Below are 21,767 nucleotides of genomic sequence, written 5' to 3' on the forward strand. Positions count from 1 at the left end.
TTACATCCGATCAGTCCAGCAGGGCCAGCGCTTGCGCAGTGACTTCCTGAATACGTGCCCAGTCGCCGTTCCTGATCCACTCCGGGTCAAGCATCCAGCTACCGCCCACGCACATCACGTTCTTCAACGCCATGTAGCTCTTGATATTGGCCGGGCCCACGCCGCCGGTAGGGCAGAACTTCACTTCGCCGAACGGGCCGCCCAGCGCCTTGATTGCCGCCACGCCGCCGCTGACTTCAGCCGGGAACAGCTTGAAACGGCGATAACCCAGGGCATAGCCTTCCATGATGCCGGACGCATTGCTGATGCCCGGCAGCAGCGGGATCGGGCTGTGCACCGAGGCTTCCAGCAGGTCGCGTGTAATGCCGGGGGTGACGATGAATTGCGAACCGGCCACCTCGGCGGCGTCGAGCATCTGACGGTCAAGCACAGTGCCGGCACCGGTGCACAGTTCAGGGCGCTGCTCGCGCAGCACCTGAATGGCCTTGAGGCCGAACTCGGAACGCAGGGTTACTTCCAGCGCGGTCAAACCACCGGCTGCCAGCGCATCGGCCAGCGGCAGGATGTCCTGTTCGCGGGCGATGGTGATCACCGGCAGGATCCGCGCCCTGGCGCAGAGGCTGTCGATCAGGGCAACTTTGTCCGCCATGGAAACGGTCGGTTGAGGGCTTTTCATAGCGGCTGATCCTTGGCTCATGGGCACCAGTAAATCTCTAAGGTAGGTTGCAAAAACGCGCGAATCGGCATGGCAGCAACGTCGTCACTGGCCAGCGCGGCGCTCAAGGTGGTCAATTTGGCGCTGCCGGAAATCGACAGCACGGTGTACCTGGCCGTGGCCAACAGCGCGCGACTCATGGTCAGGCGCTGATGGGGCACGGTCGGCGCCAGCATTGGCCAGCAACGGCGGGTACCGTCCGGCGCCAGCGCATCGCCAAGGTTCGGGCTGTCGGGGAACAGCGAGGCGGTGTGGCCGTCATCGCCCATGCCCAGCACCAGCACATCAATGCCAGGTAATTCGGCCAGCAGGTGATCGGCCTGCTCGGCCGCGTCTTCAAGGTTGGCCGCAGCGCTGTAGAGGCTCAGGAACTTCGCCTTGGCGGCCGGGCCCTGCAACAGGTGCTGCTTGAGAAGGCCGGCGTTGCTGTCGGCGTGTTCCACCGGCACCCAGCGCTCGTCCGCCAGGGTGATGGTGACCCTGGACCAGTCCAGGCCCTGCTTGGCCAACTGCTGGAAGAACGCCACCGGGCTGCGGCCGCCGGACACCACCAGGGTGGCCTCGCCACGTGCGCTGATGGCCGTGCGCAGTTGTTCGGCCACATCATTGGCCAGGCCGTCCGCCAGCAGCGCAGGCGTGCGGTACTCATGGGCCGTTACGCCCTGAGGCAGTTTCAATTCAGATATCGCCATACCACGACCTCCCATCCCGCGTGATCAGTGCAATCGAGCTCATCGGCCCCCAGGAGCCCGCCGCGTACGGCTTGGGCGCATCACCGGATTTTTTCCACCCGGCGATCAACTGGTCACACCACGTCCACGCGGCTTCGATTTCATCTTTACGGACAAACAGGTTCTGATTGCCGTTCATCACTTCCAGTAGCAACCGCTCGTAGGCATCGGGAATCCGTGCGCTGCGATAGGTATCGGAAAAATTCAGTTGCAGCGGGCCGCTGCGCAGTTGCATGCCCTTGTCCAGGCCCTGCTCCTTGGTCATCACGCGCAAGGAAATGCCTTCGTCCGGCTGCAGGCGGATGATCAGCTTGTTGCTGATCTGCAGGCGCTGCTCGGGGGCGAATATATAGTGGGACGGTTCCTTGAAGTGGATGACGATCTGCGACAGTTTTTGCGGCATGCGCTTGCCGGTGCGCAGGTAGAACGGCACCCCGGCCCAGCGCCAGTTGCGGATATCGGCACGCAGGGCGACGAAGGTTTCGGTGTCGCTCTGGGTGTTGGAATTTTCTTCTTCCAGGTAACCCGGCACCGGCTTGCCGGCGCTGTAGCCGGCGATGTACTGGCCGCGCACCACCTGGGTGGTCAGGCCTTCCGGGCTGATCGGCGCCAGGGCCTTGAGCACCTTGACCTTCTCGTCGCGGATGCTGTCGGCGGACAGGTCGGCCGGCGGGTCCATGGCGATCAGGCACAGCAGCTGCAGCAGGTGATTCTGGATCATGTCGCGCAGCTGGCCGGCCTTGTCGAAATACCCCCAGCGCCCTTCGATGCCGACCTGCTCGGCCACGGTGATTTCCACGTGGGAGATGTAGTTCTGGTTCCACTGGGTTTCAAACAGGCTGTTGGCGAACCGCAGGGCGATCAGGTTCTGGACGGTCTCTTTGCCCAGGTAGTGGTCGATGCGGTAGGTGCGGTTCTCCGGGAAAAACTGCGCCACGGCATCGTTGACCTTGCGCGAGGATTCCAGGTCCGAGCCGATGGGTTTTTCCAGCACCACGCGGGTGTTGTCCGCCAGGCCGACCTTGGACAGGTTCTCGCAGATCGCGCCATACACCGCCGCCGGGGTGGCGAAGTAGGCGATCAGACGTTGCTCGCTGCCAACTTTTTCGGCGAGGGCGACGTAGTCGTCGGCCTTCATGAAGTCGACATGCAGGTAGGTCAGGCGCGCCAGGAAACGCTGGGCCACGTTCTCATCCAGCGCCTTGCCGACGTACTTGCGCAGTTCTGTTTCGATATGGGCCAAGTGCTGCTGCTCGGAACCGGCTTCACGGGCCAGGGCCAGGATGCGCGTGTCGTCGTGCAGCAGATCGGCGCCATCGAGGTGATAGAGGGCAGGAAATAACTTGCGAAGCGCCAGATCACCCAAGGCGCCAAACAGGGCAAAGGTGCAGGGTTCTACGGTTATCGAGGGCATGATGTTTGTTCTTTTATCAAGTTAAGCTACAAATACCTTTTTTCAAGGTATCACTCAAGGAAAAATGTAGTAATAACCACAACATTTTCCCGAATTACGCATTCCGAGTGGTGGTGTTCAGCTACCCTCAGTAGGATAGGCCACCGCGAAAAGCCACTCATCGATTGGTTACCGCCTTTTTATTTGCATCGTCGCCCGAAGGAAAGACTGAATGGACCGCGTGCGAAATCTTCTGGAACAGATCCGGAACCGCCTCGAAGAATTGAACAAGGCCGAGAAAAAAGTCGCCGAGGTCATCCTGCTCAACCCGCAGCAGGCGACCCGCTTCTCCATCGCCGCCCTTGCCCAGGCCGCTTCGGTCAGTGAACCGACGGTCAACCGCTTCTGCCGTTCGTTCGGCGTCAGTGGTTACCCTGAACTTAAATTGCAGCTGGCGCAAAGTCTGGCCAGCGGCGCGGCCTATGTCAGCCGCGCGGTGGAAGCCGATGATAACCCCGAGGCCTACACGCAGAAGATCTTTGGCAGCGCCATTGCCTCCCTGGACAGCGCCTGCCAGGCCCTGGACCCGGCCCTGATCAGCAAGGCGGTGGATTTGCTGATTCAGGCGCGGCAGATCCACTTCTTTGGCCTGGGCGCTTCGGCACCGGTGGCCATGGATGCGCTGCACAAGTTTTTCCGCTTCAACCTTGCGGTCACTGCCCACGCCGACGTGCTGATGCAACGCATGATCGCGTCGGTGGCGCATACCGGCGAGCTGTTCGTGATTATTTCCTACACCGGGCGTACCCGTGAGCTGGTGGAAGTGGCGCGCATCGCCCGCGGAAACGGCGCCTCGGTGCTGGGGGTGACCGCCGAGAACTCGCCGCTGGCCAAGGCCAGTACGGTGAGCCTGAACATCCCGTTGCCGGAAGACACGGACATCTACATGCCGATGACGTCGCGGATCATCCAGCTGACGGTACTGGATGTGCTGGCGACCGGCATGACGTTAAGGCGCGGGGTGGATTTCCAGCCGCATCTGCGCAAGATCAAAGAGAGCTTGAATGACAGTCGGTATCCGGTGGGGGATGAGTTTAACTAAGTCAGCATCTGTGTTGGTTTTACTGGCCTCATCGGGAGCAAGCCCCCTCCCACATTTGAGGTATTCACAAATCAAAGTGTGGGAGGGGGCTTGCCCCCGATGAGGCCATCAGCCACACCACTAGACCCCTGCCCTGGCCTGCAAACTCAAATGCGCCCGCTCCCCCGGCGCCAGGCAGGCCGCCGCCATCGCCGACTCCACGCACACAAACCCTGACGCCTCGTTAAAACTGACGCCCAGCAGCGGCCGGCTGCCGGGATGCCACACCACGGTGTCGGCGCTCTCCCCCGTGTCGATGCACAGCTCGCGCTGCCAGGCGTGATCCTTGAGCTGCAATTCACCTTCGTGCTGGAACACCCGCTGACAGCCGCCGTCCACCCGCAGCTCGCCTTCCTGCTGGCAAACCTGGCGATTGAGCTGGTCATACCCTTGCGCGCCATCCAGGCCAGACAGCGCTACCTCATCGACGTGACCAATACGCCAGTAAGCATGCAACGCGTGGCTCAACTGGCATGGCAGCTCGTCCTGATGCTCGGTGCTCAGGCGCAGCTCCAGGGCATCGCCCAAGTGGGCGTGCAGGTCGACCTGCCAGTCGCACAGCTGCAATTGCCAATGCAGGCGCACGCCATCTTCTGCGGTGCTGCTGTCGAGCAGTTTCCAGTCGATCAGCCGCGCCCAGCCATGGGACGGCCACGCATTTTCACTCGGATGCCGGCCATACCACGGCCAGCACACCGGCACGCCGCCACGGATGGCGCCGACCTGCGGCCATTTGGCCGCGCACCACAGCCAGGGCTTTTGCCCGGCAGGTTGAAAATGCAGCAATTGCGCGCCCTGACGACTGAAAACCGCCTGGCACAGCGGATGGTCGATCACCAACACATCGCGCATCTGAAAGCGCTCCCAGGCGAACACCGGACGTTCGCGCAGGGATTTGAAAAAGCGTTGCAGCGGATGCTCATGCATGTGCCACGGTCCTGAATTTCACAGTGCTGCGCAAAAAAAAGCGGATAGCCATGGCTACCCGCAAAATGCGCACAGAGAGAGGAGCTTATCGCAGCAGGGTTAGAACACCGACTGAATTTTCAGGCCGGCGACTACCGCGTTGTCGACTTTATCCACGCCACCTGGGTGGGTGACGTATTGCAGGTTGGGACGCACGGTCAGCCAGTTGGTAACGTGGAAGCCGTAGTTGATTTCGTAGTTGTACTCGGTAGAACGCAGTGGCGCGAAGCCTGCCTGGTCGTAGTCGGTGAAACCATTGGAGGCGTTGACCAGTTCAGCGTTCTTGCGCACATCGTCGTTGACGTGCAGACGCGCAGCGCCAATACCGATGTCGTCTTTTGGACGCGCATCGAATGGGCCCTTGTACACCAGCATGATCGACTGATAGTTGTCGACCAGGTTGGTTTCCTTGTCGTGGAACGTGGCGTTGGCCGCGATGTTCAGACCACGGGAGGCGTCGCCGTTGTGGGTGGTGAGTTGCTGTTGCGCAACGAACCAGTAGCCCTTTTTGCTGCTGTGGGTACGGAAGGCCGCGCCGGTGGTGCCCGCGTCGTTGCCGTTCACGTCTTCACGAACGTCGGCTGCATCGGCCGCGCTCTTGTAATAGCCCACACGGTATTCGCCCGGCAGGTTGTTGACCTTCGGCGACCAGACCAACTCCACCGGAATCACGGTGCCCTTGGTGCCGCTGCCGCTGAGTTTGAAGCCGTTGCCGTGCTCCAGCTGCGACGGGTTCTGGTTGTAGGCGCCGATCTGCGCATACAGCTCAGGCGTGATGTTGTACTTCACGCGGATGGCCGCCTGGCTGACTGGCCAGTTGTACCAGGTGTTCACGTAGTTACCCACTTGCGAGCCGCAGAACGACAGGTTCTGGAAGTCGCACGGGAAGGTGTTGAAATCTTCGCCTTCGCCGAAGTAACCGAGTTTCACGTCCAACTTGTTGTCGAACATCTGGTGCTGGATCCAGAACTGGGTCAGACGCACCATGTGGCCACGGCCGTAGACTTCCATGGACGAACTCAGCGTGCCGGCACGCGGGTCGCCAATGCGGTCGTTGGAGATGTTCTGGCCATTACGGTTGGTCAGCTGGATCTTGGCCTGGGTGTTATCCCAGCCCCACAGCTTTTGCAGGTCCAGTGCCACGCCCAGACCGAACTGGTCGGAGTAGCGACCGGTCTTGTCATCGTTAAAGCCGCCGTGGGCGTTGTAGCCCATCTCGCCCACGTAGTCGGCCTTGATGTCGATACCTTGCTCGATCAGCTTGGTACGCTCGCCACCCCAATCGCCGGTCATCCACTTGGAATCGGCACTGAATGCATCGGCCGCCATCGCATTGGCGGACAATACCAGGGCTGCTGCTGCGGACAGTTGGCAGAGCAGTCGAGTGTTGTTGTGTTGCTTTTTCATCCCTACATCCTCGTCTTTATTGTTATTAAACTGTTTTTATCTAACGCGGTTTACATTTTTTTCAGCTAAAACAACCAGTTAACTGATTCAACGGCTTTTGAACTGGGCCACATTATCGGCTTGTCCCGATGAAGGCAATGCAGCTGACGTGCCCAGGCGCTCGCCGGTTTTGGCATCGAACAGCAATACCTTGGCCGGATCGAACTGCAGGGTCAGGGTCTCGCCCACCTGCGGTGCCACGTCCGGTGCCAGGCGGCAGCAGACCTTGGTGTCATTGAGCTGCACGAACACCAGAGTGTCCGGGCCGGTCGGCTCGGTCACCTGGACTTCGGCGCGAATGCTCGAAGCGCTGTTGCCCTCGCCCGCCGCCAGCATGATCTGCTCCGGGCGCAGGCCCAGGATTACGTCGCGGTCTTCAAGGCCGGCATCGCTCATGTTCAGCGCCAGCTCGCAACGGGCCTGACCGCTGTCGAGCAGCGCCACCAGACGACCGTCCTTGCGCTGCAGGCGCAGCGGCACGAAGTTCATCGGCGGCGAACCGATGAAACTCGCCACGAACTGGTTGGCCGGGTTGTTGTAGATCTCTTTGGGCGTGCCGAACTGCTGAATGATGCCGTCCTTCATCACCGCCACTTTGTCGCCCAGGGTCATCGCTTCGATCTGGTCGTGGGTGACGTAGACGGTGGTGGTTTTCAGGCGCTGGTGCATCAGCTTCATTTCGGTGCGCATCTCGACGCGCAGCTTGGCATCGAGGTTGGACAGCGGTTCGTCGAACAGGTAGATCTTCGGCCGACGCGCCAACGCACGGCCCATGGCCACACGTTGTTGCTGGCCGCCGGAGAGCTGGCCCGGCTTGCGGTTGAGCAGGTGTTCGATCTGCAGCAGCTTGGCCACGCGCGCCACTTCGGCATCGATATCGGCCTGAGGCATCTTGCGGATCTTGAGGCCGAACTCGATGTTCTCGCGCACGCTCATGGTCGGGTACAGCGCGTAGGACTGAAACACCATGGCGATGTCACGGTCCTTGGGGCTCATGCCGCTGACGTCCTGATCACCGATCATGATCGCGCCGCCAGTAATGGTCTCCAGGCCGGCGATGCAGTTCATCAGGGTCGACTTACCGCACCCGGAAGGGCCGACCAGAATCAGGAATTCACCTTCCTTGATCGACAGTTCGATGTTCTTCAAGGTGTCGGGCAGGCCGGCGCCATAGGTCTTGTTTACATTGCGAAGTTCAAGCGTAGCCATGATTACCCCTTGACCGCGCCGGCCGTGAGGCCGCGCACGAAATACTTGCCTGCGATCACATAGACCAGCAGGGTCGGCAGCCCGGCGATCATCGCCGCCGCCATATCCACGTTATATTCCTTGGCCCCGGTGCTGGTGTTGACCAGGTTGTTCAGCGCCACCGTGATGGGCTGGGAGTCGCCGCTGGAGAACACCACGCCGAACAGGAAGTCGTTCCAGATCTGGGTGAACTGCCAGATCAGGCAGACCATGATGATCGGCGTCGACATCGGCAGAATGATCTGACGGAAGATGGTGAAGAACCCTGCACCGTCCAGGCGGGCCGCCTTGATCAGCGCGTCCGGAATGCTCACGTAGTAGTTACGGAAGAACAGCGTGGTGAACGCCAGGCCATAGACCACATGCACGAACACCAGGCCCGTGGTGGTGCTGGCCAGGCCCATCTTGCCGAGGGTGAACGAGGCCGGCAGCAGCACAGTCTGGAACGGCAGGAAGCAGCCGAACAGCAGCAAGCCGAAGAACAGCTGCGAACCCCGAAAACGCCAGAACGACAGCACATAGCCGTTCAATGCACCAATCGCCGTGGAGATCAGAACGGCCGGAACCGTGATTTTCAGTGAGTTCCAGAAGTAGCCATCCACCGTGGCCCAGGCCTTGATCCAGCCGATGCCGGTGACCACGGTGGGCCAGCTCAGCAGGTTGCCGGTGCTGATGTCTTCCGGGGTCTTGAAGCTGGTCAGCAGCATCACCACCAGCGGCACCAGGTACAGCAATACGGCGAGGATCAGCACCGCGTAGATCGCGATGCGGCTCAGGCTGATCGCCGGTTTGTTAGCGAGACTAGTCATTACGCTTGGTCCTCAGCTCGGAGTAGAGGTAAGGCACGATGATCGCGAGGATCGCACCGAGCATCAGGATCGCACTGGCCGAGCCCATGCCCATCTGGCCACGGCTGAAGGTGAACGAATACATGAACATCGCGGGCAGGTCGGACGAATAGCCCGGGCCACCGGCGGTCATGGCCGCGACCAGGTCGAAGCTCTTGATCGCGATGTGCGCGAGGATCATCACGGCACTGAAAAACACCGGACGCAGGCTGGGCAGCACCACGCTCCAGTAGATGCGCGGCAGGCTGGCGCCGTCGATCTGCGCGGCGCGCACGATCGATTGGTCGACACCCCGCAGCCCGGCGAGGAACATCGCCATGATAAAGCCCGAGGCTTGCCATACGGCGGCGATCACCAGGCAATAGACGACGCGGTCCGGGTCGATCAGCCAGTCCAGACGGAAGCCTTCCCAGCCCCAGTCACGCAGCAGTTTGTCCAGGCCCATGCCGGGGTTGAGCAGCCATTTCCAGGCGGTACCGGTGACGATCATCGAGAGCGCCATCGGGTACAGATAAATAGTGCGGATGAACCCTTCGCGGCGGATTTTCTGGTCGAGGAAGATCGCCAGGGTCACGCCGATTACCAGGGTGATACCGATGAACATGCCGCCAAACAGCGCCAGGTTCTTGCTTGCGACCCACCAGCGATCGTTGTCGAACAACCGCTCGTACTGCGCAAGACCCGCCCACTTGTAGTTGGGCAGGAACGTAGAGGTCGTGAACGACAGTACAAACGTCCACAGGATGTAGCCATAGAAGCCCACCAGAACGATGAACATGCTCGGCGCCAGCACCAGTTTGGGTAGCCAGCGCTGCAGTGCATCGAACGGCGAGGCCTTGCTGAACACAGCAACAGAACTCATGGGAAAATCCAGTACAGGAAAAAGGGACTACACAAACAAGCCTTGTGAGGGGTCAGGGGGTTTCCCCTCACAAGGACCAGCAGCCAAGCGTTACTTGGCCGACTTGATCGCAGCACCAAGCTTCTTGGCAGTGTCGGCCGGGTCGGCTTTCGGGTCGTTGATGTAGTTGGTCACGACGTCAAAGAACGCACCTTGCACCGCCAGGGTAGTGGCCATGTTGTGCGCCATGCTTGGCTGCAGGCCGCCGGACTTGGCGTCTGCCAAGAAGTCCTTGGCAGCGGTCTGGGCGCAGGCGTCGAAGCCCAGCTTGTCCATTTGAGTGAGCATATCGGTGCGCACAGGGATTGAACCCTTGTTGATGCTGAACACTTTCTGGAAGTTTTCACCCAGCACGACTTTGGCGATGTCCTGCTGACCGGCCGCAGTGCCTTTGTCTTTCTGCTTGAACACAGCCAGGGAGTCGATGTTGTAGGTGAAGGCCTTGTCGGTGCCCGGGAAGGCTACGCACTCGTAGTCCTTGCCGGCGACTTTCTTGGCGGCGGTCCATTCGGACTTGGCCCAGTCACCCATGATCTGCATGCCGGCCTTGCCGTTGATGACCTTGCCTGCTTCGAGGTTCCAGTCCTGGCCTTTGCCGTCGACGTCCATATAGGTCGCGACTTTCTTCAACTCGGTGAGCGACTTGATCATTTCCGGACCGGTCAGCGCCGCGTTATCGAGGTCAACCAGAGCCTTTTTATAGCCCTCCGGGCCCATCACCGACAGGACCACGGCTTCGAATACGGTGCTGTCCTGCCAAGGCTGGCCACCATGGGCGAGCGGAATGAAGCCCGCAGCTTTGAGCTTGTCGCCGGCTGCGTAGAATTCTTCGAGGGTGGTCGGGTTTTTGGTGATGCCGGCTTTCTTGAAGACTTCCGGGTTGATCCACAGCCAGTTCACGCGGTGAATGTTCACCGGAACGGCCACGTAGTCACCGTCGTACTTCACGGTATCGGAGACTTTTTTATCGAGCAGGGAATCCCACTTCTCTTCCTTGGCCACGTCCTTGAGGACGTCGGTGTCGAGCAAGCCAGTGGACGCCCATTCCTGAATGTCGGGACCTTTGATCTGGGCAACGCCTGGTGGGTTGCCGGCCACCGCGCGGCTTTTCAGCACGGTCATGGCAGTGGCGCCGCCGCCACCTGCGACGGCACCGTCTTTCCAGGTGAAGCCGTCTTTCTCGACTTGGGCCTTCAAGACATCCACAGCCGCCTTTTCACCGCCCGAGGTCCACCAATGCACGACTTCAACCGTACCTTTGGAGTCGGCGGCAAATACACTGAGGGGAAACAAAGAGGCAACGGAAACAGCTAGAGCGAGGCGATTAATCGCGTTCATCACAATACCTTTTCTTGTTGTTATGCATGCAAGTCTAGAGCTTGCGCTGCACGGAGTTTAAACATGAATTTTTCAAGTGCAGGTAACAAAGGGATGCACAAATGTCACCACTTGGTGACATAGCGCCCGGCGCCCAAAGCGGTCGTCATGCTCGGCCACAACGGCAGTGCAGGCAGCACCACCGCCTGCCAGGCATGGTACAGGTCCGGTTTACCGCCCCAGATCCTGCTGCCGGGCTGGTTATGCGGGCTGAGTTCGTGGTGCCAGCTGCCGTGGACGCGGTCGATGAACTGAGTTTCGCAGAACTCCCAGAGGCGTCTATACCAAATTTCGTAATGCAGCTCACCGGTACGCTTGAGCAAGGCCTGGGCAGCGGCGCTGGCTTCGGCATGGGTCCAGTGCAGGCGCTCGCGCACCACCGGGCGATGGTTCCAGTCCAGCGTGTAGACAATGCCCGGCGCCCCATCCACGGCCCAGGCGTATTCGCAGGCGCTGGCGAACAGGCCTTTGGCGTCGCTCAGCAGCCAGTCAGGCGTGGCCAACCCGGCTTGCAGGCGCGCGGCCTCGAGGTGCAACAGCAGCCGTGCCCACTCGAACCCATGGCCAGGCGTGATGCCGTAGGGACGAAAGCCGTCGGCGGGGTTGTCTTCGTTATACGCAGGCAGCGGTTTCCAGTGCGCGTCAAAATGCTCGATCACCATGAACTGCTTGCCGGCCGCAAAGGTGTGGATCAGCCGTTCGACGATACGCAACGCGCGGTCCAGCCAGCGGGTGTCGCCGGTGACATCAGCCAGGGCGAGGAAGGCTTCGGTGGCGTGCATGTTGCTGTTGGCGCCCCGATAAGCCTCGACGCCGCTCCAGTCTCGGGCGAAGGACTCGAGCATCACGCCCTCCTCTTCGCTCCAGAAGAACTGATCGATGATGTGGATCGCGTCGTTGAGCAGGTTCTGCGCGCCGGGTGCACCGACCACCGTGGCCGAGCTGGCCGCCAGGGCAACGAACGCATGCAGGTAGGCGGCCTTGCCGGTATTGCCATCGCAGGCATTGGCCGCGGCAAACCAGCCACCGTGCTCGCCGTCGCGCAACGGGCCGCTCAAGGCTGCGACACCGTGTGCCACCCGTTCGGCATAGCCGGGCAACCCCATGGCATGGGCCATGGCGAAGCTGTGGGTCATGCGGGCAGTGTTCATGGTTTCAGCGCGAGCGTCGGCCGGCAGTTGACCTTTGTCGTCGAGGTTGCCAAAACCGTCAGGCAGGCGTGAGGCCTTGGCGAATGACAGCAGGCGCTGGCCTTCGGCGGCAAGCCAGGCGTGATGGGCAGGAGCGTTCAGCCAACTGCTGGCAGGCAGTGGTTGCGTGGTCATGGGTGGCCCTTATTATTTTTTGTGGGATGACCGGAGTCTAAACAAGGGCGCAAAAGGGGCAAGTAACGAAGCGGAAGGTAAATGTCACAGACTGGTGACACTCTTGAATTTGACCGCAATCCAGGGAAGGAGCAAGCCTGCGCTGATCAACCACAAATAATTTTTTGATTTTAAGCCTGGAGTTTCAGGCAAGTCGAAGCGTCGCACCGCAATTCCCACATTTGATCGCCGTTCACACTCCCCCTATCGGTCGGCTCTCAGGCCGCCGCGCCTTTGATCTTGATCTGAGGCGCCCCGTCAAACACGCTGGCCGAACCTGGGCGAGGTGCCGAGTGTTGGGGCGAAGCGTTTTTGGTTACTTTTTGCGCTCTTCAAAAAGTGACTCGCTGTAAGAGCGGAACCCCAAGTCGTCGTTACCGCAGAAACGGATATGTACATCACGTTTTTTGATTTGGGGGCTGCTACGCAGCCCAACGCGGGGCAAGCCCTAATGCCGTTCAGTTAAGGAAAATGTGTGGGATTATTGTGGCGAGCGGGCTTGCCCCGCGTTGGGGTGCGAAGCGCCCCCATCGAGCAAAATGCGGTGTACCTGATACGGCTCAGCGCCTGGCTTTGGGGCTGCTGCGCAGCCCAACGCAGGACAAGCCTGCTCGCCACAGGGAATCTGCGTTTAACTGAACGGCATTAGGGCAAGCCCGCTTGCCACAACAGGCCCGCTCACCACAGAGGCTCCAGCTCGCTGGGCGATAGCGTCTGGCGGAGCCTCTCACCGCTGACCCGCATCAGGTCACTGACCGCCTCGCGGCGCGTTGAGCTGCTGACTCAGGGTCTGCACCTGGCTCTGCAGGGTGGTGATATTGCGCGTGGTCTGGATACGGAATACGTCGAACTCTTTGTTGGTCGGCGCATCGACGTTGGCGGGCTGGTTTTCCTGCGCGCTTTTGAGCACAACCATGTCCTGCTCAAGGCGGGCAATGGCGGCCGTCGGGTTGCCCTGCTTTTTCAACGCCGCTACATCAGCCGCCAGCTCCCGGAGCTCGGCATCGCGCTTGCCGGCATCACCCTGCGCCGCCTTGAGCGTCGCCACGGCATCCGTCAGCGCCTGCACCTGGCCCTGCAATGCGGCATTGGCGCTGGCCAGCTCAGTGGTGCTGGCAGTCATCTGCGCCAGGCGCTTGTCCAGCTCGGTAGCCTGGCCGGCCACGCCGACCTGTTGCTTGCCCTGCTCCAGCAGTTGGGTTTCCAACTGCTTGATCTGCTGTTTGAGCGCTTCGCTGCCGGTGTTGACGTTGGCTTCACTGGCCACCACCTTGCCGGAAATATCCTGCAGGCGCCCCGCCGCTTCCTCGCTGATGCGCGCGAAACTTTCCTGGGTGGCAACCAACTGCTGGCCCATCAGGGATATCTGCTGGAAACTCCACCAGGCAAGGCCGGCAAACGCGATCAGCAGCGCGCCGACCAGCGCCCACAACGGCCCGGTGCTGGCGCTCCTGACCTTGACCATGGGCGCGGGCCGCGAGCGTACGGACGTGGCGGGCGTCGGCACGAAATCATCATCGTCCCCGGTATCGGCCCGCAGGCTGGGAACATTGTCGAAATCGTCGTTGGCATCGTTACGCATGAATCAACCCTGAATCGGTGAGATGGCTGGCAAGCCGAGCGACGCGAGTATAAACCGCGCGCCCGCCGCACTGATCGACCCGGAACCGTAAATTCGGTTCCCGATGTGTTGCTGGTTGTGAGCTTATTTAAGCCCCGGATCCTGGGCCTTCCACCAACTGCAGAACTCGTCGAGGGCGGTCCACAGACTGACCTTGGGCTCATAGTCGAGATAATGCCTCGCCCGACTGATGTCCAACGTGAAATCTTTGTTCATTACCTGCATGCCCAGGCGCGACAACGCAGGCTCCGGGCGCCCGGGCCACATCGCGCAGAAGGCTTCGTTGAGCGCCGCCACGCTGTAGGACAAACCGTAGGACCGATAACGGGTCACCTGGGGCATTTCCATCTGGCGCATCACGTAGTTGACCACATCCCATACCGGCACCGGCGTGCCGTTGCTGATGTTGTAGGCCTTGCCCAGCGCGGAACCGGTGGCAAGCAAACCGCTGAGCAAGGCTTCATTGAGGTTGTGGATACTGGTGAAGTCGACCTTGTTAAGGCCATCGCCGACGATCGCCAGGCGGTTCTTGCGCTGCATCTTCAGCAAACGCGGGAAGATGCTCATGTCGCCCGCGCCGGTGACGAATCGCGGACGCAGGGCCAGCACCTGGAGCCCGAATTCCTGGGCGCCGAAGACTTTTTGCTCGGCCAGGTACTTGGTGGCGGCGTACGGATGCTTGAAGCGCTTGGGCACCTGCTCTTCGGTCAGGCCCAGGTGGTCGCGCCCGTCAAAGTAGATCGATGGCGAAGACAGGTGCACCAGGCGCCCGACCCGCTGCTTGAGGCAGGCTTCGACGACATTTTCGGTCACCAGCACATTGCCTTGATGAAAGTCCTGGTACTTGCCCCACAACCCGACGGCGCCGGCGCAATGCACCACCGCTTCGACGTCCCGGCACAGATGGCGCACCAGTTCGGCATCACTCAGATCACCCTGGATAAACTCGGCGCCGCGCCGTACGAGGTGCTCCACGCTTTCGGCGCGCCGCCCGTTGACCCGCACGTCCAGGCCCTGCTCCAGGGCGAAGCGCGCAAAGCGACCGCCGATGAAGCCGCTTGCGCCGGTGACCAGAATCTTCATGTATTACTCCGTGTTCTTTCATTTTTCATCGCTGCTACCTTGACGCCCGTCATCCCTCCAACGGCACCAGCCATTGCCCGCATGACCGCGCCAGATGCTCGGTCAACAGGCCCAACAGTTGCCCGCCGCTGCGCCAATGATGCCAGTACAACGGCACATCAATGGGCTTATCAGGCAACAACTCGACCAACAGGCCACGCTGCAACGAGTCGCGCACCTGCAGTTCCGGCACCAGGCCCCAGCCCAGGCCGGCTTCGGTGAGACGGATAAACCCTTCAGAGGATGGGCATAAATGGTGCTCAAAACCGCCATCCACGCCGAGGGAAGCCAGGTAACGGTGTTGCAGGAAATCATCCGGACCAAACACCAGTGCCGGTGTGCGCACCAGTTGCTCGGCCTTTACCCCGGCGGGAAAGTGCCGCGCGATAAAGGCCGGGCTGGCCAGCGCGCGGTAGCGCATGGCGCCGAGCAGCAGGCTGCGCGCACCGGCCACCGGGCGTTCACTCGCGCAGATGCAGGCCGCCACTTCACCGGCGCGCATGCGTTTGAGACCGACGGTCTGGTCTTCCACCACCAGGTCGAGCAACAGATGCTGCTCGGCGCAAAAGTCGCTGACAGCCTCGGCCCACCAGGTGGCCAGGCTGTCGGCATTCAGCGCGATACGCAGGCGCTCGGGCATGCCCTCCTCGTCCAGGGCGGGCACCTGGCCCTGCAGGTCGCGCTCCAGCAGCCGCACCTGCTGCACATGGTTGAGCAGCCGTCGACCAATCTCGGTGGGCGTAGGCGGCGTGGCCCGCACCAGCACCGGCTGGCCGACACGCGCTTCGAGCAGCTTGATGCGCTGGGAAATGGCCGACTGCGACAGCCCAAGTACCTGCGCGGCACGCTCGAAGCCGGCCTGCTCCACCACCGCCGCGAGGGCGGACAGCAATTTATAGTCGAACATCAGTTTCTCTAATGAGCGATCAGCAATATTGGTTTTTCTTATACAGCCCATCCGATGAAAATAGCCAGCATTGCCTCTCTTTAACAAGGACCTTCACATGGCTGGCGAAACCACCCTGGCGACCCTGCTGCGCAGCATGAGCCCTCATCTGAATGACGGCGACTACGTGTTCTGCACCCTCCCCGATAACCGCATTCCTGATGGTTGCGAGGTAATCGGCAGCTTTCGCGAACAGCAAGGCTTGACCCTGATCGTGGAGCGCCAGCAAGCCGAACAGGCCGGGCTGGCCTTCGACTATGTGGCCGCGTGGATCACCCTGAACGTGCACTCGGCACTCGAAGCGGTGGGGTTGACCGCCGCCTTCGCCGGCGCCTTGGCCCAGGCCGGGATCAGTTGCAATGTGATCGCCGGTTATTACCACGACCACCTGTTCGTCGGCCGCGCCGATGCGCAACGCGCCGTGCAGGTGCTGCGGCAGTTGGCGGCGGACGCGGAGTAAACCCTATGTGGCAAAGTTATGTGAACGGGCTGTTGATCGCCCTCGGCCTGATCATGGCCATCGGCACGCAGAACGCTTTCGTGCTGGCGCAAAGCCTGCGCCGTGAACATCACCTGCCGGTAGCGGCGCTGTGCATCGTGTGCGACGCGCTCCTGGTCGCAGCGGGGGTGTTCGGCCTGGCCACGGTGCTGGCGCAGAGCCCGCTGCTGCTGGCGATTGCACGCTGGGGCGGCGCAGCATTCCTGTTGTGGTACGGCGCCCTCGCCTTGCGTCGCGCGTTTTCGAAACAGAGCCTGGACCAGGACGCAGGCTTCAACGCGCGCTCACTGCGCGCGGTGATGCTCAGCGCGTTGGCGGTGACGTTGCTCAACCCCCACGTCTACCTCGATACGGTGCTGCTGATCGGCTCACTGGGCGCGCAACAGGCGGCACCCGCGGCGTTCGTGGCCGGGGCCGCGAGCGCTTCATTCCTGTGGTTCGCCACCCTGGCGCTCGGCGCCGCGTGGCTGGCGCCGTGGCTGGCGCGCCCGGCAACCTGGCGGCTGTTGGACCTCTTGGTGGCCGTGATGATGTTCAGCGTGGCCTACTCATTAATAAGCACGCCCTGAAGTTATTTCGAAAGGCTCTGGAACCTCTATCCCACACAGTTGTTGCGTGGTTTTGCCGCACCCCCGGTGCTATGATCCTGCCCCTGCGCCGCAAAGAGTACAAACTCCCCGGCGCTTGTTTGGCCGCCCGTGATCGGCCTTGCGCTCACCGCAACTGACCTGATTAGGAGAATCATCATGGCTTTCGAATTGCCGCCGCTGCCCTACGCACACGATGCCCTGCAGCCGCATATCTCCAAGGAAACCCTGGAGTACCACCACGACAAGCACCACAACACCTATGTCGTGAACCTGAACAACCTGGTGCCTGGCACCGAGTTCGAAGGCAAGACCCTGGAAGAAATCGTCACCTCTTCTTCGGGCGGCATCTTCAACAACGCCGCTCAGGTCTGGAACCACACGTTCTACTGGAACTGCCTGGCGCCAAACGCCGGCGGCCAACCGACCGGCGCACTGGCTGAAGCCATCAACGCAGCCTTCGGTTCCTTCGACAAATTCAAGGAAGAGTTCACCAAGACGTCCGTCGGCACCTTCGGTTCCGGTTGGGGCTGGCTGGTGAAAAAGGCTGACGGTTCCCTGGCCCTGGCCAGCACCATTGGCGCCGGCAACCCGCTGACCAGCGGCGACACCCCGCTGCTGACCTGCGACGTGTGGGAACACGCCTACTACATCGACTACCGCAACGTGCGTCCAAAGTACGTGGAAGCGTTCTGGAACCTGGTCAACTGGAAGTTCGTGGCCGAGCAGTTCGAAGGCAAGACCTTCACTGCCTGAGTAACGCTTGCAGGATAAAGAGCCCGGCAATTGCCGGGCTTTTTTGTGGGCGACAATACTGAGCAGGATGCGGGATGCATGGAACTCAGCGGCAACAATTTGCCACGCAGACAGTGAGAGAAATAACTCTCTCATTTCATGCAGGAGAGTTCGTAATGGATCCTATATCGATGGGTATGTCGGCTATGTCAGCGATCATGCCGATGCTGGAAAAAGGCATGGACATGATGAGCAAGATGATGGATCAGCAACAGCAAGGTCAAGATCAGGAGCAGGGCAAAATCGGCGAAGACACACACAAAGCCAACTCCATGCAGATTACGTACAACTCGTAATAAAGCTGACCTGCGCGCGCGGGTCTCACGCCCAAGCGCCGTATCAGAGAGCGGCGGATGTCATCCGCCCTCTTCCCTGCCTCCCCTCCTTCAGCCTCTTCCGGTTGCCCCGTCCGAATGTTCCTTTGACTGCCATGCGTGGATTGCCAATACTCATGGCATATTGAAGGCCACCCGCATGAGACAAGGAATGCCCCTTTGAAGCTGGAACTCAAAAACAGCTTGTCGGTGAAGTTGCTACGGGTTGTGCTGCTGTCGGCGTTGATCGTGGGCGTGACGCTGAGCGTGGCGCAGATCGTTTTCGATGCCTACAAGACGCGCCAGGCCGTGGCAGGCGATGCCCAGCGCATCCTCGACATGTTTCGCGACCCGTCCACCCAGGCCGTCTACAGCCTGGACCGCGAAATGGGTATGCAGGTGATCGAAGGACTGTTTCAGGACGAAGCGGTGCGCACGGCCTCCATCGGCCACCCCAACGAGACCATGCTCGCGGAAAAAAGCCGCCCACTGGAGCAATCCGCCAGCCGCTGGTTGACCGACCTGATTCTGGGTCAGGAACGCTCATTCACCACGTCACTGGTCGGCAAAGGCCCTTACAGCGAGTATTACGGAGACCTGAGCATCACCCTCGACACCGCCACCTATGGCGAGGGTTTTCTGGTCAGCTCGGTGATCATCTTTATTTCCGGCGTGCTGCGTGCGCTGGCCATGGGGCTGGTGCTGTACCTGGTGTATCACTGGATGCTGACCCGGCCGCTGTCGCGGATCATCGAACACCTGACATCGATCAATCCCGACCGGCCCAGCGAACACAAGATCCCTCAGCTCAAGGGCCATGAACGTAACGAGCTGGGGCTGTGGATCAATACCGCCAACCAGTTGCTCGAATCCATCGAACGCAACACCCATTTGCGCCACGAAGCCGAAAGCAGCCTGCTGCGCATGGCCCAATACGACTTTCTAACGGGCCTGCCCAACCGCCAGAAGCTGCAGGAGCAACTGGACAGGATCCTGATTGACGCCGGCCGCCGACAACGCTGCGTGGCCGTGCTTTGCGTAGGGCTGGACGACTTCAAAAGTGTAAACGAACAGTACACCTACCAGGCCGGTGACCGATTACTGCTGGCCCTGGCCGACCGCCTGCGCGCCCACAGCGGACGGCTCGGCACCCTCGCGCGCCTGGGCGGTGACCAGTTTGCGCTGGTGCAGGCTGACATCGAGCAGCCTTATGAAGCCGCCGAACTGGCGCAAAGCATTCTCGATGACCTCGAAGCAGAGTTCGCCCTCGAACACGATCACATCCGCCTGCGTGCCACCATCGGCATCACGCTGTTCCCGGAAGACGGCGACAGCACCGAGAAGCTGCTGCAAAGAGCCGAACAGACCATGACGCTGGCCAAGACCCGCTCGCGCAACCGTTACCAGTTCTATATCGCCAGTGTCGACAGTGAAATGCGCCGCCGCCGCGAGCTGGAGAAAGACCTGCGCGACGCCCTGGGCCGCGAGCAGTTTTACCTGGTGTACCAGCCGCAGATCAGCTACCGCGACCACCGCGTGGTCGGTGTGGAAGCGTTGATCCGCTGGCAGCATCCGGAGCACGGCCTGGTACCGCCCGATTTGTTTATCCCGCTGGCGGAGCAGAACGGCACCATTATTCCGATCGGCGAGTGGGTGCTGGACCAGGCCTGTCGGCAGTTGCGCGAATGGCATGACGCAGGTCTCACCGAGCTGCGCATGGCGGTCAATCTGTCCACTGTGCAGCTGCACCACAGCGAATTGCCGCGCGTGGTCAACAACCTGATGCAGGTCTATCGCTTGCCGCCCGGCAGTCTGGAGCTGGAAGTCACCGAGACCGGCCTGATGGAAGACATCAGCACCGCCGCCCAGCACCTGCTGAGCCTGCGCCGCTCCGGCGCACTGATTGCCATCGACGACTTCGGCACCGGCTACTCATCCCTGAGTTACCTCAAGAGCCTGCCGCTGGACAAGATCAAGATCGACAAGAGTTTCGTTCAGGACCTGCTGGACGACGATGACGACGCCACCATCGTGCGCGCCATTATCCAACTGGGCAAAAGCCTGGGCATGCAGGTGATCGCCGAGGGTGTGGAAACTGCCGAGCAAGAGGCCTACATCATCGCCGAGGGTTGCCATGAAGGTCAGGGTTATCACTACAGCAAACCGCTGCCGGCGCGGGAACTGGCGGCTTACCTGAAGCAATTGGAGCGCAATCGGGTGGTGATTCCTTAGGTTAAGAAATCGATACTTGATGTTTCCCTCGTATAACCCTTTACACAAAATGCAAATCTTTCGCATTATGTCGCAGTTTTTGCGCGCCCCCGCGTGCCCTATCAACACTCGAAGCAGGATGTTCGCCATGATTCGTATGCCCCTGGCCACCGCCAGTCTGCTGGCTATTGCCATTTCTCTTGCCGGTTGCGGCGAAGGTAAAGACAAGGCCGCAGCACCCCAGGCGCCGACCCCGGCTGCCAGCACCACCGCTCCAGCGGCTGCCACAGCGGCAGGCAACGTCGACGAAGCGGCCGCCAAGGCTGTGGTCGCGCATTACGCTGACATGGTGTTTGCGGTATACAGCGATGCCGAGTCCACGGCAAAAACCCTGCAGACCGCCGTCGACACGTTCCTTGCCAATCCGAACGAGCAAACCCTGAAAGCCGCGCGCACCGCCTGGGTCGCCGCCCGCGTGCCGTACCTGCAGAGTGAAGTGTTCCGCTTCGGCAACACCATCATCGACGACTGGGAAGGCCAGGTGAACGCCTGGCCCCTGGACGAAGGCCTGATCGACTACACCGACAAATCCTACGAGCACGCCCTGGGCAACCCGGGCGCCACCGCCAACATCATCGCCAACAACGAAATCCAGGTCGGCGAAGACAAGGTCGACGTCAAAGACATCACCCCGGAAAAGCTCGCCAGCCTCAATGAGCTGGGCGGTTCGGAAGCCAACGTCGCCACCGGCTACCACGCCATCGAATTCCTGCTGTGGGGCCAGGACCTCAACGGCACTGGCCCAGGCGCTGGCAACCGCCCGGCGTCGGACTACCTGACCGGCGACGGTGCCACCGGCGGCCACAACGAGCGCCGTCGCACCTACCTGCGTTCGGTGACCCAGCTGCTGGTCAGCGACCTCGAAGAAATGGTCGGCAACTGGAAGCCCAACGTCGAAGACAACTACCGCGCCACCCTGGAGAGCGAACCTGCCACCGACGGCCTGCGCAAAATGCTGTTCGGCATGGGCAGTCTGTCGTTGGGCGAGTTGGCCGGTGAGCGCATGAAGGTGTCCCTGGAGGCCAACTCGCCGGAAGACGAACAGGATTGCTTCAGCGACAACACCCACAACTCGCACTTCTACGACGCCAAGGGCATCCGCAATGTCTACCTGGGCGAATACACCCGTGTCGACGGCACCCAGATGACCGGCCCGAGCCTGTCATCCCTGGTGGCCAAGGCTGACCCGGCTGCCGACACTGCACTGAAGGCCGACCTGGCCGCAACCGAAGCCAAGATCCAAGTCATGGTTGACCACGCCGGCAAAGGCGAGCACTACGACCAGTTGATCGCCGCCGGTAACGATGCGGGCAACCAGATCGTACGTGACGCCATTGCGGCGCTGGTCAAGCAGACCGGTTCGATCGAAGCCGCTGCCGGCAAGCTGGGTATCAGCGACCTGAACCCGGACAGTGCTGATCACGAGTTCTAAACAAGACGCGTGATGGTTGCACCACACTGAAAATGCCCCGACTGGTTCGG

The 21,767-nt window shown here is 61.0% G+C and carries 20 protein-coding genes; 7 read left to right on the forward strand and 13 right to left on the reverse strand.

Translation table 11 applies throughout. The features are described from left to right. Positions 1 to 10: 10 nt before the first annotated feature. Genes RHM60_RS10245 through zwf form a run of 3 tightly spaced genes read right to left on the reverse strand, consistent with a single transcriptional unit; the run spans position 11 to position 2,860 of the window. The gene (locus RHM60_RS10245; protein WP_057007119.1) at positions 11 to 676 is read right to left on the reverse strand and encodes a bifunctional 4-hydroxy-2-oxoglutarate aldolase/2-dehydro-3-deoxy-phosphogluconate aldolase; all 666 of its coding nucleotides are present in this window, start codon (positions 674 to 676) and stop codon (positions 11 to 13) included. 17 nt (positions 677 to 693) lie between these two features. Further along, positions 694 to 1,407 (reverse strand): 6-phosphogluconolactonase, encoded by a 714-nt coding sequence (gene pgl / locus RHM60_RS10250; protein WP_209984118.1) that lies wholly within the window; start codon positions 1,405 to 1,407, stop codon positions 694 to 696. Next, a complete protein-coding gene (gene zwf / locus RHM60_RS10255) occupies positions 1,394 to 2,860 on the reverse strand; it encodes a glucose-6-phosphate dehydrogenase (RefSeq protein WP_209984120.1) in 1,467 nt (488 codons plus the stop codon). The genes pgl and zwf overlap by 14 nt, the downstream gene beginning before the upstream one ends. A 220-nt stretch (positions 2,861 to 3,080) precedes the next feature. Between zwf and RHM60_RS10260 the strand changes: the two genes are divergently transcribed. Then, positions 3,081 to 3,941, forward strand: a complete 861-nt coding sequence (locus RHM60_RS10260; protein ID WP_172832156.1) for a MurR/RpiR family transcriptional regulator — start codon at positions 3,081 to 3,083, stop codon at positions 3,939 to 3,941. Between the two features lie 120 nt (positions 3,942 to 4,061). On the opposite strand, the gene RHM60_RS10265 is transcribed toward RHM60_RS10260, so the two are convergent. The 10 genes from RHM60_RS10265 to RHM60_RS10310 form a co-directional block, all read right to left on the reverse strand. Continuing rightward, complete coding sequence (locus RHM60_RS10265) at positions 4,062 to 4,907, reverse strand: D-hexose-6-phosphate mutarotase (RefSeq protein ID WP_322214343.1); 846 nt, start codon at positions 4,905 to 4,907, stop codon at positions 4,062 to 4,064. A 99-nt stretch (positions 4,908 to 5,006) separates the two neighbouring features. Next, positions 5,007 to 6,353 carry a carbohydrate porin gene (locus RHM60_RS10270; protein ID WP_003237795.1) on the reverse strand — a complete coding sequence of 449 codons (1,347 nt, stop codon included), beginning with the start codon at positions 6,351 to 6,353 and terminating at the stop codon, positions 5,007 to 5,009. 87 nt (positions 6,354 to 6,440) lie between these two features. After that, positions 6,441 to 7,601, reverse strand: coding sequence for an ABC transporter ATP-binding protein (locus RHM60_RS10275; protein ID WP_209984126.1), 1,161 nt, complete (start codon positions 7,599 to 7,601; stop codon positions 6,441 to 6,443). A 2-nt stretch (positions 7,602 to 7,603) separates the two neighbouring features. Beyond that, a complete protein-coding gene (locus RHM60_RS10280) occupies positions 7,604 to 8,449 on the reverse strand; it encodes a carbohydrate ABC transporter permease (RefSeq protein ID WP_322214344.1) in 846 nt (281 codons plus the stop codon). Further along, a complete protein-coding gene (locus RHM60_RS10285) occupies positions 8,442 to 9,350 on the reverse strand; it encodes a carbohydrate ABC transporter permease (RefSeq protein ID WP_209984129.1) in 909 nt (302 codons plus the stop codon). Before RHM60_RS10285 ends, RHM60_RS10280 begins: the two co-directional genes overlap by 8 nt. Before the next feature lie 90 nt (positions 9,351 to 9,440). Further along, a complete protein-coding gene (locus tag RHM60_RS10290) occupies positions 9,441 to 10,727 on the reverse strand; it encodes an ABC transporter substrate-binding protein (RefSeq protein WP_209984132.1) in 1,287 nt (428 codons plus the stop codon). A gap of 104 nt (positions 10,728 to 10,831) precedes the next feature. Continuing rightward, positions 10,832 to 12,091 carry an AGE family epimerase/isomerase gene (locus RHM60_RS10295; protein WP_209984134.1) on the reverse strand — a complete coding sequence of 420 codons (1,260 nt, stop codon included), beginning with the start codon at positions 12,089 to 12,091 and terminating at the stop codon, positions 10,832 to 10,834. Positions 12,092 to 12,878: 787 nt separating this feature from the next. Beyond that, positions 12,879 to 13,712: an ATPase gene (locus RHM60_RS10300; RefSeq protein WP_322214346.1), complete on the reverse strand. Its 834-nt coding sequence runs from the start codon at positions 13,710 to 13,712 to the stop codon at positions 12,879 to 12,881. 123 nt (positions 13,713 to 13,835) lie between these two features. Beyond that, positions 13,836 to 14,834 carry an NAD-dependent epimerase/dehydratase family protein gene (locus tag RHM60_RS10305; RefSeq protein WP_209984138.1) on the reverse strand — a complete coding sequence of 333 codons (999 nt, stop codon included), beginning with the start codon at positions 14,832 to 14,834 and terminating at the stop codon, positions 13,836 to 13,838. A gap of 49 nt (positions 14,835 to 14,883) precedes the next feature. Further along, on the reverse strand, positions 14,884 to 15,780 hold the full coding sequence (locus RHM60_RS10310; RefSeq protein ID WP_231422888.1) for a LysR family transcriptional regulator ArgP: 897 nt from the start codon (positions 15,778 to 15,780) through the stop codon (positions 14,884 to 14,886). Between the two features lie 97 nt (positions 15,781 to 15,877). Here RHM60_RS10310 and RHM60_RS10315 point away from each other — a divergent pair, with 97 nt between their 5' ends. The 6 genes from RHM60_RS10315 (at position 15,878) to RHM60_RS10340 (ending at position 21,717) form a co-directional block, all read left to right on the forward strand. Further along, positions 15,878 to 16,279 carry an ACT domain-containing protein gene (locus RHM60_RS10315; protein WP_209984144.1) on the forward strand — a complete coding sequence of 134 codons (402 nt, stop codon included), beginning with the start codon at positions 15,878 to 15,880 and terminating at the stop codon, positions 16,277 to 16,279. A gap of 5 nt (positions 16,280 to 16,284) precedes the next feature. Then, entirely contained in the window at positions 16,285 to 16,887 is a 603-nt protein-coding gene (locus RHM60_RS10320) for a LysE/ArgO family amino acid transporter (RefSeq protein WP_209984147.1), read from the forward strand. A 177-nt stretch (positions 16,888 to 17,064) separates the two neighbouring features. Next, on the forward strand, positions 17,065 to 17,661 hold the full coding sequence (locus tag RHM60_RS10325; protein ID WP_003237774.1) for a superoxide dismutase: 597 nt from the start codon (positions 17,065 to 17,067) through the stop codon (positions 17,659 to 17,661). A gap of 155 nt (positions 17,662 to 17,816) precedes the next feature. After that, positions 17,817 to 17,996 carry a hypothetical protein gene (locus RHM60_RS10330; RefSeq protein WP_209984153.1) on the forward strand — a complete coding sequence of 60 codons (180 nt, stop codon included), beginning with the start codon at positions 17,817 to 17,819 and terminating at the stop codon, positions 17,994 to 17,996. Between the two features lie 198 nt (positions 17,997 to 18,194). Continuing rightward, positions 18,195 to 20,246, forward strand: coding sequence for a putative bifunctional diguanylate cyclase/phosphodiesterase (locus RHM60_RS10335; RefSeq protein ID WP_322214350.1), 2,052 nt, complete (start codon positions 18,195 to 18,197; stop codon positions 20,244 to 20,246). Between the two features lie 127 nt (positions 20,247 to 20,373). Then, positions 20,374 to 21,717 carry an imelysin family protein gene (locus RHM60_RS10340; protein ID WP_209984158.1) on the forward strand — a complete coding sequence of 448 codons (1,344 nt, stop codon included), beginning with the start codon at positions 20,374 to 20,376 and terminating at the stop codon, positions 21,715 to 21,717. Positions 21,718 to 21,767: the final 50 nt, after the last annotated feature.

Origin of the sequence: Pseudomonas sp. MH9.3 (assembly GCF_034354675.1) — a bacterium.
Classification (GTDB): Bacteria; Pseudomonadota; Gammaproteobacteria; order Pseudomonadales; family Pseudomonadaceae; genus Aquipseudomonas.

What these genes read in the sequence shown, in the direction of transcription:
- RHM60_RS10340 (WP_209984158.1), top strand. Translation starts at nt 20,374, where the DNA reads ATGATTCGTATGCCCCTGGCCACCGCCAGTCTGCTGGCTATTGCCATT.
- RHM60_RS10280 (WP_322214344.1), bottom strand. Translation starts at nt 8,449, where the DNA reads ATGACTAGTCTCGCTAACAAACCGGCGATCAGCCTGAGCCGCATCGCG.
- RHM60_RS10290 (WP_209984132.1), bottom strand. Translation starts at nt 10,727, where the DNA reads ATGAACGCGATTAATCGCCTCGCTCTAGCTGTTTCCGTTGCCTCTTTG.
- RHM60_RS10315 (WP_209984144.1), top strand. Translation starts at nt 15,878, where the DNA reads ATGGCTGGCGAAACCACCCTGGCGACCCTGCTGCGCAGCATGAGCCCT.
- RHM60_RS10285 (WP_209984129.1), bottom strand. Translation starts at nt 9,350, where the DNA reads ATGAGTTCTGTTGCTGTGTTCAGCAAGGCCTCGCCGTTCGATGCACTG.
- RHM60_RS10330 (WP_209984153.1), top strand. Translation starts at nt 17,817, where the DNA reads ATGGATCCTATATCGATGGGTATGTCGGCTATGTCAGCGATCATGCCG.
- RHM60_RS10275 (WP_209984126.1), bottom strand. Translation starts at nt 7,601, where the DNA reads ATGGCTACGCTTGAACTTCGCAATGTAAACAAGACCTATGGCGCCGGC.
- pgl (WP_209984118.1), bottom strand. Translation starts at nt 1,407, where the DNA reads ATGGCGATATCTGAATTGAAACTGCCTCAGGGCGTAACGGCCCATGAG.
- RHM60_RS10305 (WP_209984138.1), bottom strand. Translation starts at nt 14,834, where the DNA reads ATGAAGATTCTGGTCACCGGCGCAAGCGGCTTCATCGGCGGTCGCTTT.
- RHM60_RS10310 (WP_231422888.1), bottom strand. Translation starts at nt 15,780, where the DNA reads ATGTTCGACTATAAATTGCTGTCCGCCCTCGCGGCGGTGGTGGAGCAG.
- RHM60_RS10265 (WP_322214343.1), bottom strand. Translation starts at nt 4,907, where the DNA reads ATGCATGAGCATCCGCTGCAACGCTTTTTCAAATCCCTGCGCGAACGT.
- RHM60_RS10300 (WP_322214346.1), bottom strand. Translation starts at nt 13,712, where the DNA reads ATGCGTAACGATGCCAACGACGATTTCGACAATGTTCCCAGCCTGCGG.
- RHM60_RS10270 (WP_003237795.1), bottom strand. Translation starts at nt 6,353, where the DNA reads ATGAAAAAGCAACACAACAACACTCGACTGCTCTGCCAACTGTCCGCA.
- RHM60_RS10320 (WP_209984147.1), top strand. Translation starts at nt 16,285, where the DNA reads ATGTGGCAAAGTTATGTGAACGGGCTGTTGATCGCCCTCGGCCTGATC.
- RHM60_RS10295 (WP_209984134.1), bottom strand. Translation starts at nt 12,091, where the DNA reads ATGACCACGCAACCACTGCCTGCCAGCAGTTGGCTGAACGCTCCTGCC.
- zwf (WP_209984120.1), bottom strand. Translation starts at nt 2,860, where the DNA reads ATGCCCTCGATAACCGTAGAACCCTGCACCTTTGCCCTGTTTGGCGCC.
- RHM60_RS10245 (WP_057007119.1), bottom strand. Translation starts at nt 676, where the DNA reads ATGAAAAGCCCTCAACCGACCGTTTCCATGGCGGACAAAGTTGCCCTG.
- RHM60_RS10325 (WP_003237774.1), top strand. Translation starts at nt 17,065, where the DNA reads ATGGCTTTCGAATTGCCGCCGCTGCCCTACGCACACGATGCCCTGCAG.